Origin of the sequence: Exiguobacterium sp. s127, assembly GCF_018618695.1 — a bacterium.
In the GTDB taxonomy this organism is placed as follows: Bacteria; Bacillota; Bacilli; order Exiguobacteriales; family Exiguobacteriaceae; genus Exiguobacterium_A; species Exiguobacterium_A oxidotolerans.
In genome coordinates this window covers 98555-110181 of record NZ_JACSMO010000007.1, presented here as the reverse complement: position 1 = coordinate 110181, position 11627 = coordinate 98555, and the positions used below count along the sequence as shown (strand labels likewise).

Annotated in this window: 10 protein-coding genes and 1 other annotated feature; of the genes, 4 read left to right on the top strand and 6 right to left on the bottom strand. The window is 44.2% G+C overall.

Features of this window, described 5'->3' with window-relative positions:
- The first annotated feature begins 138 nt into the window (after nt 1-138).
- Entirely contained in the window at nt 139-1428 is a 1290-nt protein-coding gene (locus KNP98_RS10640) for an NCS2 family permease (RefSeq protein ID WP_214805447.1), read from the top strand.
- 107 nt (nt 1429-1535) lie between these two features.
- On the opposite strand, the gene KNP98_RS10635 is transcribed toward KNP98_RS10640, so the two are convergent.
- A complete protein-coding gene (locus tag KNP98_RS10635) occupies nt 1536-2819 on the bottom strand; it encodes an ABC transporter substrate-binding protein (RefSeq protein ID WP_088836383.1) in 1284 nt (427 codons plus the stop codon).
- 189 nt (nt 2820-3008) lie between these two features.
- Here KNP98_RS10635 and KNP98_RS10630 point away from each other — a divergent pair, with 189 nt between their 5' ends.
- Entirely contained in the window at nt 3009-4472 is a 1464-nt protein-coding gene (locus KNP98_RS10630) for a potassium/proton antiporter (RefSeq protein ID WP_088836382.1), read from the top strand.
- A gap of 18 nt (nt 4473-4490) precedes the next feature.
- Here the strand turns inward: KNP98_RS10630 and KNP98_RS10625 are convergent, their stop codons facing one another.
- The 5 genes from KNP98_RS10625 to KNP98_RS10605 all read right to left on the bottom strand — a co-directional run bounded on the left by KNP98_RS10625 (nt 4491) and on the right by KNP98_RS10605 (nt 8701).
- Entirely contained in the window at nt 4491-5090 is a 600-nt protein-coding gene (locus KNP98_RS10625; RefSeq protein ID WP_214766664.1) for a DedA family protein, read from the bottom strand.
- 19 nt (nt 5091-5109) lie between these two features.
- Nucleotides 5110-5328: a hypothetical protein gene (locus KNP98_RS10620; protein WP_214766666.1), complete on the bottom strand. Its 219-nt coding sequence runs from the start codon at nt 5326-5328 to the stop codon at nt 5110-5112.
- A 157-nt stretch (nt 5329-5485) separates the two neighbouring features.
- Nucleotides 5486-6460, bottom strand: coding sequence for an aspartate--ammonia ligase (gene asnA / locus KNP98_RS10615; protein WP_214766668.1), 975 nt, complete (start codon nt 6458-6460; stop codon nt 5486-5488).
- A 66-nt stretch (nt 6461-6526) separates the two neighbouring features.
- Nucleotides 6527-6784 (bottom strand) — a binding site (T-box leader).
- A gap of 142 nt (nt 6785-6926) precedes the next feature.
- Entirely contained in the window at nt 6927-7814 is an 888-nt protein-coding gene (locus KNP98_RS10610) for a carbohydrate ABC transporter permease (protein WP_214802470.1), read from the bottom strand.
- Nucleotides 7811-8701: a carbohydrate ABC transporter permease gene (locus KNP98_RS10605; RefSeq protein ID WP_088836377.1), complete on the bottom strand. Its 891-nt coding sequence runs from the start codon at nt 8699-8701 to the stop codon at nt 7811-7813. The genes KNP98_RS10610 and KNP98_RS10605 overlap by 4 nt, the downstream gene beginning before the upstream one ends.
- 167 nt (nt 8702-8868) lie before the next feature.
- On the opposite strand from KNP98_RS10605, the gene KNP98_RS10600 reads away from it, so the two are divergent.
- Both KNP98_RS10600 and KNP98_RS10595 read left to right on the top strand, forming a co-directional pair.
- Entirely contained in the window at nt 8869-10548 is a 1680-nt protein-coding gene (locus tag KNP98_RS10600) for a formate--tetrahydrofolate ligase (RefSeq protein WP_214811415.1), read from the top strand.
- A 10-nt stretch (nt 10549-10558) separates the two neighbouring features.
- A complete protein-coding gene (locus KNP98_RS10595; protein WP_088836375.1) occupies nt 10559-11527 on the top strand; it encodes an alpha/beta fold hydrolase in 969 nt (322 codons plus the stop codon).
- Nucleotides 11528-11627 lie beyond the last annotated feature (100 nt).

Here is an 11627-nt window from a genome sequence, read left to right as displayed (position 1 = left end):
TTTTAGCGCTTACGATGGTTTATAGATCAAGTTATCCATAATATACTTAAAAAATAATCCTTGATTCCGAATGAATAATCATATAGTATCGTTAATGTTCGTTTTTTAATTAAACTCATCGAAGGTGGTTCTCTATTTATGTTTAAGCTTTCTGCCCATAATACGACCGTGAAACGTGAAATACAAGCCGGGTTCATTACGTTCATCACGATGGCCTATATTTTAGTTGTCAACCCAACGATTTTAGCTGATGCGGGCATTCCGCAAGCACAAGCATTTTCTGCGACCATTATCGCTACACTCGTCGGAACGCTTTTAATGGGGTTATATGCGAATCTCCCCATCGCCGTTGCACCGGGCATGGGACTGAATGCGTACTTCACGTATACTCTCGTCATCGGTGAAAAAATTCCTTATCAAACAGCACTCTCTGTCGTCTTTGTATCCGGAATCATTTTTCTATTGCTCTCGTTGTCTCCAATCCGGACGAAACTGATTGAAATCATTCCACTGACACTCAAGTTAGCGATCACTGGTGGAATTGGACTTTTCATCGCTTCACTTGGACTGAAGATGTCAGGTATTCTTGTTGCAGATGAAGCGACTTTGATTACGATTGGCTCACTGTCTTCACCAGAAGCTATTATTACACTCATTGGTTTGATGACTGCTGCCATCTTAACTGTCAAACGTGTTCCAGGTGGATTACTGTACGCGATGATTCTTGCGGGTGCGCTCGCTTTCATCACGGGAGAACTCAAATTTTCAAATACACTCACGGCTTGGCCAACATTACCGGAAGGCTTGTTAGTCACAAACCCTTTCACAGCGATTCAAGATGTCTTTCAATACGGACTCTTTAGTGGTGTCCTTTCGTTCGTCCTCGTAACGATGTTTGATACGACAGGTACGATGGTCGCAGTCGGTGAACAGGCCGGACTGATTGAGAAGGACGGTTCACTTAAAAATAGTGATCGTGCTTTATTATCTGATTCAATGGCGATGGTCGTCGGTTCGATCTTTGGTACAAGTCCTACGACTGCTTATGTTGAGTCTGCTTCTGGTGTTGCTGCCGGAGGACGTACTGGTTTAACGTCGGTCACAGTCGGTCTGCTCTTTGCGCTCGCAGCGATTTTCGGACCAGTCGTCCAAGCGATTTCAGGTGTTCCTTCGATTACGGCACCCGCTTTAATCCTTGTCGGTGCATTGATGCTTCAAAACATCAAGCAAATTGCGTGGGAAGATTTCAGTGAGGCCTTCACTGCTTTTCTAATCATCATCATCATGCCGCTTTCAGGAAGCATCGCGACCGGAATTGCCTTCGGATTCATCGTCTATCCGATCATGAAAGCCGTACAAAAGCAACGGGTCCATGCCTTAATCTATCTATTTGCCATCCTGTTCTTTATCCAGTTATTTTTCTTATAAGATGTAAAAAACTCCTCTTCCCTATCATCGATTCGATAGGAAAGAGGAGTTTTTCATGTCAATCCCCACCATGTAAACCACTGGTCTGAGATCGCTGTAGTTACTGCTTATTTTTTCATTTTCATCCATGTCTTTGTGAAGTCCTGTAACATCTCTTCTGACGTTTTTTGTTTACCGATATAGGCTTGCATGATTGCTCCGTATTCATTTACAGCACCATCCGGATATTTGAACCAGTTCCATGAAATCGTTTTGCCCTCTTTCGAGTAAGCTTGAATATCTTCTGCAAGCGGTCCTAAGTCCGTCGCTTCGATGGATTTAAAGGCCGGAATGAACTTAAATTTATTGACCATGTAGTCTTTTCCTGTATCCGATGTCGCCATCCACTCGAGGAACTTCTTACCTTCTTCTTTATTCTTCGAGTTTTTATTGACGACCCAGTTATTCGGGACACCAACCGGAAGACGGTCCATTTTTTCTTTATCATCATTGATCGGCATCGGGATGAAGCCCATTTCGATGTCCGGGTTCACATCCGTGATCAACTGTTGCGCCCAGTTCCCTTGCTGAATCATCGCTGTTTTCCCTTCAGCAAACTGTGTGACTTGTGTATTATAATCTGTCGTCAACGGATTTTTATTCCCATATTCAATCGTTAAGTCAAAGAGATCAATAAATTCTTTAAACTGTTTGTTGTCCTCGAATTTCCCTTTTCCTGCGTTTAAATCTGCAATAAACTGGTCGGGATCATCTTGTTGCGCCATCGGAATATTCAAGAGGTGATTTCCGAGTACCCACCACTCGCCATATCCGATCGAGAACGGTGTCACACCATCTGCTTTAAGTTTTTTAGAAGCATCCGTCAGTTCCGTTAACGTTTTTGGTAAGTCTGTGATGCCAGCTTTTTTAAAGATTTCTTTATTATAAATAAAACCATAGCCTTCTAAGTTCATCGGCATACCATATAGTTTTCCATCAATCGTCATCGGTTCTTTTGAAAGATCAGTTAAGTCACTGACCCACTCCTCGTCTGATAAATCTTCAAGTTTATCTTGCCACGTTTTTGCTTCAGCAAAACCACCATTATTGAAGACATCCGGTTCATTTCCTGACGCGAACTGTGACTTCAAGGCTGCACCATAATCCGATCCACCACCGACTGTTTGAACGACGACCTTCGTTCCTGTTTCCTTTTCGTACTCTTTCGCCATTTGTTCCATGTCTTTCGCAATCTCCGCTTTAAACTGGAATACATTAAGCGTCTTTCCATCTTTGGAAGAATCACTGTCCTTAGAATCGTCGCTATTTAGCGTCCCACCACCACATGCTGCTAATGCGACGACCATTGCCGTAGTGACGACTGGTACTGTTGCCCATTTACGTTTACGCATTCGGATACCTCCCTGATTTCGAGTTGATAATCGTGCTACGCTTTTACAATAAATGAAAACGCTACCAAATAAGATAGATAATTTTGTCGGGTGTGGTGGAAAATATTGAACAGTCGTTATCCGACCGAAAAACTCGGGATTAGTGTATAATGAAGTTAGAATTAAATTTTAACAAAGGAGTTTGATGCAATGTCCTTACCTTCGATTATTTTACTGATTGGTTCTTTGTTGTTCATCGCTGTCTGGACAACAAAATTATCTAGCCGCTTTAACATACCTGCTTTACTTATTTTCATTTCTTTAGGAATGATTGCTGGTAGTGATGTCACGGGCTTCATTCGTTTTGACGATGCAGAGTTGGCACAGTTGTTCGGTACGATTGCCTTAATCGTCATCTTGTTTGAAGGTGGTCTTCAAACGGTCTGGAAAGATGTCAAAAAAGAGCTCGCCCCATCTTTGTCCCTCGCGACGTTCGGTGTGTTCATCGCAACGACTGTCGTTGCCGTTGCTTCCCACTATATTCTTGGCTTTAACTGGCCCAATTCCTTTTTACTCGGAGCCATCGTCGGGTCGACAGACGCGGCTGCTATCTTTTCTGTGCTGAGTGGTCAATCCGTCCGGCGTAAAGTGGGTTCAACCCTCGAAGTCGAATCAGGGACAAATGACCCAATGGCTGTATTCTTGACGGTTCTCTTTCTTGAGTTTGTCACCAATCCGCAAGATGCCTCTCTTTTAAACGGCTTGTTTTCACTCACTTGGGAGATGGTTATCGGATTGTTACTTGGACTCGCGATTGGTTGGGTCGCTTCTGCCGTGATCAACCGAATCGATTTAAGTTCTTCTAGTTTTTATCCGATTCTCTTGATGTCATTTGGTTTCCTCTCATTCGGTATTGCTTCTGCTTTCTCAGCAAGCGGATTCTTAGCTGTCTATGTCACAGCCATTTACATCAGCAACCATGAACTTGTCTATCGGCAGACACTCGTCCGTTTCACGATGAGCATGGCCCATCTCGCTCAAATCGGAATGTTCATCGTACTTGGTCTACTCGTCTTCCCGAAACAGCTGCTTGATCCTCAAGTCATTCTTTCGTCTATCGCGCTAGCTTTGATTTTGATTTTCATCGCTCGTCCACTTTCTGTTTGGTTAAGCTTACTGCCGTTTAAATACAGTTGGCGTGAGAAGATTTTTATCTCGTTTGCAGGTCTTAAGGGTGCTGTTCCAATCATTCTCGCTACTTATCCACTTGTTGCAGGAATTGATAATGCCTCGATGATTTTCAATATCGTCTTCTTCACAGTGCTACTTTCGACATTGATTCAAGGGAGTTTGTTAAGTTTATTAGCTGACCGCTTACACTTAAACGAAACGGGCTCATCAACAATTCAAACCGTCATCGAATTTATGTCGATTGGAAAACCAAACGCTGAAATCATTGAATTAACGATTCCACGTCACCATCCGTTCATCGGAAAAATGATTTCAGATATTCAACTCCCTCAAGAATTTTTGATCACGGCAATCATCCGTGACGACCAAATCATTACGCCGCGTGGTGATACTGTATTCGAAGGAAATGATCAACTGTTGTTGTTGACACCGAAACACCGGATTAAAACGTTAAAACGCTTCCTGTTCCCTAAAACGTCATAACAAAAAGGAGAATCGTGTTTACGATTCTCCTTTTTTCGATTTCCGACGATAAATAATGTAACCGACGATTCCGATGATGATAATCCCGAGAATCCACCACAGTTCTTTTTCAAGTGCTTTTAACATCGACTCTGCACGTGCTACCCCAAATTTTTCTCCTAGCCAAATATAGAAGAACGAGACCGGAAATAATCCGACACTCGAAGCAAGGATATAACGCTTGAAGGAAAGATTAAATAGTCCACAGGGAATCGAGACAACCGACCGAACGACAGGAAAGAAACGACCAAATAGTGCTGACCACGTTCCGTATTTCGAAACAATTCGTTCCCCTTGATCGATTTCCCGTTCTTTAATCAATAACCATTTCCCGTAACGGACGAGTAATGGTCGTCCAGCATAACGACCTAAAAAATAAAATAATGTCGCTCCCATCAGGCTACCAAAGAAGCCGATTAAGACAGCCGTCGTCCAGCCGAGTGTTCCGTTTGAGACATACAGACCCAGTAAGGGTAACCCGACTTCTGCCGGAATTAATTCAGTACCTAATCCAAGAATCATAATCCCTAAAAAAAGCCAGAGATTTGACTCTCCAGCTGCAAATAACCACTCTAACACGCTTGACCCCTCCTCTTTTTTAACCTCGCGGACGGAGGAGATAATAGATGATGACGACAAGTGTCGTCCATACACCAGTGAAAATACCAATCACACCTACAATAAAGAAACCTAGTGCTACCATTGAGCCTGTTTCTTTATAATCACGCCACATCGTTCGAAGTCCTTTAATGTTAAACCAAAGAAATAGAACAAATAATAACGCAAATACCAGTCCTGTAATGAGTAATGCAGACATGTCTTCACCTCTTTCTTATTTATTCTTATGCCCATTATACGTCAATTCAACACGTTTTCCCTCCGTCTAAGGTCTTATGAACTTACTCATACTAAAAAAGAGACCCCACGTTTGTGAGATCTCATTTTCATTTCTTCTATATAATATAGTCACTCGCTTACAGGAGGTGCACACCTTGCTCGCGGTACGAACGACGCGTTTCCTCTGACCAGACGGATGCTTGGACTTCCCCGATGTGACGTTTCTTCAATAGGAACATCGCCATTCGTGATTGCCCGATCCCTCCTCCCATCGTCAACGGGAGTGTCTCTGAAAGAACACCTTGATGGAAAGGAAACTCTAATTTTTCGTGTTCTCCTGTCGTCTTGATTTGAGACAAGAGTGCCGCCCGATCGACGCGAATTCCCATCGATGATAACTCAAAAGCACCAATTTCCGGGTGATGAACTAAAATATCACCGTTTAGTGACCAGTCGTCGTAATCAGCTGCTCGGCCATCATGTTTTTCTCCAGAAGCTAAAGCTCCGCCGATTTGCATAAGGAAGACCGCACCGTACTCTTTTGTAATTGCCGTTTCCCGCTCTTTTGATGATAGGCTCGGATACGAATCTTCGAGCTCTTGTGTCGTCATGAAATGAATCGTCTTCGGTAACGTCGCTTCAATCCCGAACTGCTCTTGAACTTCTAATTCAACTTGGCGAATTGTTTCATAGATGGATAAGACCGTTGTCTTTAATGAATCGATTGTCCGAGCTTCTTTTGAGATGATCCGTTCCCAGTCCCATTGATCAACATGAATCGAATGTGTCGCGTCGAGTACTTCATCCCGACGGATCGCATGCATCAATGTATATAGCCCTTCGCCTTCTGCAAACCCATATGTGTGCAACGCTTGGCGTTTCCACTTCGCGAGTGACTGAACGATTTCAAGTTCTACTTGATGATCGATTGCATCAAAGCGAATGACACGCTCCGTTCCGTTTAAGTGATCGTTGACACCTAGTGTGCTTTCTACGAATAAAGGTGCTTCTACACGTGTCAATCCGAGTGTTTTAGAGAACTGGTCCTCAAAGCGTTTTTTTACGAGTGTGATGGCTTCCTGTGTCTGTTTCATCGATACGAGTGTTGTCATGGTTTTCTTCCTCCTCAATTGTGTTTTGAAAAAGAAGCCATAAAAAAGAGCCCTTCTCTCCCAAGAATATGGGACGAAAGACTCGGTTCCGCGGTACCACCCATGTTAGTAGCAAAGCTACTCACTCAAAAGACTTGATGAATCATCATCTCAATCTTCGGCCATATGATAACGGACAGGCATTTCCGGCTACGCCTACTGACAATCGTGTTCGGGTAGCGACTCCAGGATGTTCTTCACAACTTGTTTCCGACTGGGCTCTCACCGTCCCCAGCTCGCTAATACGGTTTTTCAAGGTGTTACTCTTCCCTTCAACGTCGTTGTTACAATTGAATTGAGATTATCGTACACTATGCCGTCACACTTTGAAAAGCTTTTTTTTCAAAAAAATAAAATTGTCTGATTAGTCTGATTAAGTTTATCAAGCAAAAGCGTTCCCGCAGAAGCGAGAACGCGCTTTCAAAAATCATTTGATGGAACCACTCGTAATTCCTTGAATGATTTGCTTTTGCATCGCGAAGAAGAAGAGCAGTAACGGGATGATACCAAGCACGAGTCCGGCAAGCGCCAAGTCCCATTGTTTCGTGTATTGACCGAAGAAATAGAAAGTCGCCAGTGGAATCGTCCGTAAATCAACATCACGTAACATCAGCGATGGTAACAAAAAGTCATTCCAAATCCAAAGCGTGTTCAAGATGACGATTGTGACCGTGATGGGCTTAAGGAGCGGGAAGACGATCCGCCAAAAGACACCCCACTGTGAGCAGCCATCGATAATGGCCGCTTCTTCGATTTCTTCCGGAATGGATTTCATGAACCCATGATACAAGAAAATCGATAATCCTGATCCAAACCCGAGATACATCAAGATTAAGCCCCAGTAACTATTTTGCAAACCGAGCTGACCCGATAACTTCGATAACGGAATCATGATCGATTGGAACGGAATGATCATCGCTGCGACGAACAAAAAGAAAATAATCGTCGACAAGCGTGTTTTCGTCCGAACGAGTTTCCATGCCGCCATCGAACAGAAAATAACGATGATTGCATTGGCACCGACCGTGATGATGACGGAATTCAAGAACACTCTTCCGAAGTTCATCGCTTCCCAGGCATCCACGTAGTTTGAAGCCATCCATTCTTTTGGAAGACCGGATGTATTCGTAAAGATGTCCCCTCTCGATTTAAACGAATTCGAAAGTACGTAGTAAAAGGGGATCATATAGAGCAGTCCCATGATGAGCGCCGCAATTTCGACCATTCCAAGTCGAATCGAATAGCGTCCCTTTTTTTTCGGTTTTTGTTTTGTCGTTTGTTTTTCTGGCGTCGGTAAAGGTTGGGCTGTACTCATGCTTCCACCTCCCGCTTTTTCGTTAAGTAGACCTGTGTGACTGTAATCGCCGCAACGACCACAAAGAAGATGACAGCCTTCGCTGAACCAAGTCCTAAATTATTATTTGTAAAGGATTCTTTGTAGATGTTCAAAGCGAGCATCTCTGTCGACTTGAACGGACCACCGTTCGTTAACGATAAGTTCGTATCGAACAGTTTGAATGACCAGGAAATCGTTAAGAATAAGCAAATCGTCACCGACGGCATGATCAATGGAATCGTAATATTACGCAGTGTCGATAAGCGATTCGCTCCATCAATTTTTGCCGCTTCAACCAATTCTTGCGGTACATTTTGTAACGCAGCGATATAGATGACCATGATGTACCCACCACCTTGCCAAATCGAGACGATGACGATTCCCCAAAAACCTGTTCGGGCATCTCCGAGCCATGGTAATTCAAAAAGACTCCAACCCGTTAACTCGCCAATCGAAGAAAAACCTTTTACATAAATAAACTGCCAGATGAACCCAAGAATCAATCCACCAATCAAGTTCGGCATAAAGAAAATCGTTCGTAAAAAATTACGAGTCCGAATGTTTTGTGTTAATAAAAATGCCAGGATGAATCCAACTAGATTGGTCAAGACAACAGCAACAATTGTATAGCGCGTCGTTAACCAAAATGACTGTTGGAACTGTTCATCACTCGTAAACAATCGAACATAATTGTCAAAACCAATCCAATTCAGTTCACCTGTAATCCCGTTCCAATCCGTGAATGAATACATAACGCCATTAAAAAATGGAACAAGAACAATGACCGCGAAAACCAAAAAAACCGGTCCTACGAACATCCAGAAATCCAGTCCGCGTTTTAGTTTTTTCTTATTGCCTGATGCCATTTATCATCCCTCCTCTACCTTACATTACGAAATTCGACAAAAAATGAAAACGTAACGATTTGACTCTTTGGGTGGAAAATATTGAACGATTATTTGGCGTGTCTGTTTTAGATACGCTACTATAAGGAAATAGAGAGAAATCTATAATTGGAGAGGGAGAAGCTGCCATGGAAAAAACCATTCGTTCTGACTTAGAAATTGCACAACAGACGATTTTAAAACCAATCTCTGAGATTGCTGATCAAATTGGACTTACGGAGGCTGATTACGACAGCTACGGAAAGTACAAGGCAAAGTTAAGTGATGGATTAGCAACTCGCCTCGCAACTAAAACGGATGGGAAGCTCATTTTAGTCACAGCCATCAACCCGACGGCTGCCGGTGAGGGAAAATCAACTGTGACCGTCGGTTTAGGTCAAGCACTCCATCGTCAAAATCATAAAACGATGATTTGTTTACGCGAACCCTCCCTTGGACCAACTATGGGATTAAAGGGTGGCGCTTGTGGCGGTGGGTATAGTCAAGTGTTACCGATGGAAGAAATCAATCTTCATTTCACTGGAGACATGCATGCGATTACTTCGGCTCATAATACGATTAGTGCTTTACTCGATAACCACATGCATCAAGGAAACGAGCTTCACATCGATCCACGTCGCATCACCTGGAAACGCGTTCTCGACTTGAATGACCGCGCCCTCCGAAACATTACGATTGGTCTAGGGGGACCCGCACACAGCATTCCACGACAAGACGGTTTCGATATTACAGTCGCTTCCGAAATCATGGCCGTCTTATGCTTAGCCGACTCCTTAAAAGATTTAGAAGAACGGATCAGCCGGATCGTCGTCGCTTATTCTTATGATCAGCAAGCAATCACGGTCAAAGACATTGAAGCGTCGGGTGCTGCGACATTACTGCTAAAAGAAGCGTTCCGTCCGAACCTTGTCCAGACCGTCGAAGGAACACCCGCTTTAATTCACGGCGGGCCATTTGCAAATATCGCCCACGGCTGTAACTCACTCATCGCAACACGGACTGCACTTAAGTTAAGTGATTATGTCGTGACAGAGGCTGGATTCGGCGCTGACCTAGGGGCTGAAAAATTCTTCAACATCAAATCAAGAATTGGTAATCTCCATCCAGATGCTGTTGTCATTGTCGCGACGATCCGAGCACTTAAGATGCATGGTGGCGTCGTAAAAGATCAACTCGTCGAAGAAAACCTAGCCGCCTTAACAGAAGGACTGGCGTTGCTCGAAAAACATGTCGAGACGATGGATTTATTCGGTGTTCCCGCTGTTGTCGCACTCAATCGATTTTTCACTGATACAGAAACAGAACGGCAAACCGTCTTAACATGGTGTCGCGAACGAAACATTCGCGTCGCAGAGAGCGAAGTCTTCAGCCAAGGTGGTGCTGGTGGCGAAGCACTCGTCAGTCAAGTCATGGAGGCACTCGAGGAAGAGAGTCAATTCAAACCGTTGTATCCAGCAGAGTTACCCCTCAAGCAAAAAATCGAACGAATCGCAACGCGTGTCTATGGTGCTGCTGACGTACATTTTGAAGACAAAGCATTGCGCGAACTTGAACGTTGTGCAGAACGCGGGCTGAATGACCTGCCGATTTGTATGGCGAAAACACCGTTTTCTTTAACGGATGATTCATCAAAATATGGTCGGGTCGAAGGATTTACCATCACCGTTCGTGAAATCAAGCCGGCCATCGGTGCCGGATTCATTATTGCTCTAACCGGGAATGTATTAACGATGCCGGGTCTTCCTAAAAAACCGGCTGCTAATCAGATGGGGATTTCTGAAGACGGAACAATCTTTGGTCTTTCGTAATCAAGAGAGGATGAGACATGTGACAATTAATCATACACACTGGATTGCTTCTGATGGCTATACAACAAATATGCGGATCCTAGAAGCACAAGCACCAAAGGGAGTCGTCATCGTTTTCCATGGCATGATGGAACACGGGGCACGCTATGACGAATTCGCAGAATTTCTCAATGCTCACCACTTCCATACTTTCATTCCCGATCTTCGCTGTTTTGGTGAACGTGCGCAGCAGCAAGATGCCCTCGGTCATCTAGAGCCGAACCAAGGGTTTGAACAACTCATTCAGGACGCAGAGGAACTCGTACAAGATATTAAGCAACAGTATCCTGAATTACCGGTTTTCGCATTCGGACATAGTTTTGGTTCCCTCATCTCACGCCGCCTTGGTCAAACGCTTGGGCATGTGCTAGCAGGCGTCATCGCCAGTGGTCCACCTACCGATGCTGGAGTTTCAGGAACAGTCAGTAAACAACTCGTCAAACGGTTGATTGCTAATACTTCCGCCAAACAACCAGCTGAAGGGATGGGGCGTGCTGTATTCGGTCGATACAACTTACGTTTTTTCCCCGCCCTTTCGTCGAATGCCTGGTTATCCTCGGACCCACAATCCGTCTTGCGGTATGATGAAGATCCACTTTCAGGGCAGACCGTAACACTCGGATTTTTCCATGAGCTCTTGACGGCAACCAAATCCGTCAATGCGCTAGCAAATCTTTATCAGCACCCACGGCATCTCCCCCTTCTACTCGTCGCCGGAGAAGATGATCCGGTCGCCTTTGATGGAAAAGGAATTCACGCATTGTTTGATGCCTACAATCGCGTTCGCGTTGAAGATACTCAACTGACCGTCTATCGCGGTTTACGTCATGAACTCTTCCATGAGTTCGAACGCATTCGTGTGTTCGCAGACATTGCCGGTTGGTTGAATAATCATATCAATGCTCCATATCCTGCTTCCATTCGAAAACAGGGCTCTTAACAGGGCGCTTATTCGAAACAAAAAGAGCTGACGTTAACGTCAGCTCCGGCTGTAAATAAACTTTTAGGACGAGTGAAGAGCATGTTGGCGTGTCACCCCT

What these genes read in the sequence shown, in the direction of transcription:
- KNP98_RS10595 (WP_088836375.1), top strand. Translation starts at nt 10,559, where the DNA reads ATGAGACATGTGACAATTAATCATACACACTGGATTGCTTCTGATGGC.
- KNP98_RS10605 (WP_088836377.1), bottom strand. Translation starts at nt 8,701, where the DNA reads ATGGCATCAGGCAATAAGAAAAAACTAAAACGCGGACTGGATTTCTGG.
- KNP98_RS10620 (WP_214766666.1), bottom strand. Translation starts at nt 5,328, where the DNA reads ATGTCTGCATTACTCATTACAGGACTGGTATTTGCGTTATTATTTGTT.
- KNP98_RS10640 (WP_214805447.1), top strand. Translation starts at nt 139, where the DNA reads ATGTTTAAGCTTTCTGCCCATAATACGACCGTGAAACGTGAAATACAA.
- KNP98_RS10630 (WP_088836382.1), top strand. Translation starts at nt 3,009, where the DNA reads ATGTCCTTACCTTCGATTATTTTACTGATTGGTTCTTTGTTGTTCATC.
- asnA (WP_214766668.1), bottom strand. Translation starts at nt 6,460, where the DNA reads ATGACAACACTCGTATCGATGAAACAGACACAGGAAGCCATCACACTC.
- KNP98_RS10610 (WP_214802470.1), bottom strand. Translation starts at nt 7,814, where the DNA reads ATGAGTACAGCCCAACCTTTACCGACGCCAGAAAAACAAACGACAAAA.
- KNP98_RS10635 (WP_088836383.1), bottom strand. Translation starts at nt 2,819, where the DNA reads ATGCGTAAACGTAAATGGGCAACAGTACCAGTCGTCACTACGGCAATG.
- KNP98_RS10600 (WP_214811415.1), top strand. Translation starts at nt 8,869, where the DNA reads ATGGAAAAAACCATTCGTTCTGACTTAGAAATTGCACAACAGACGATT.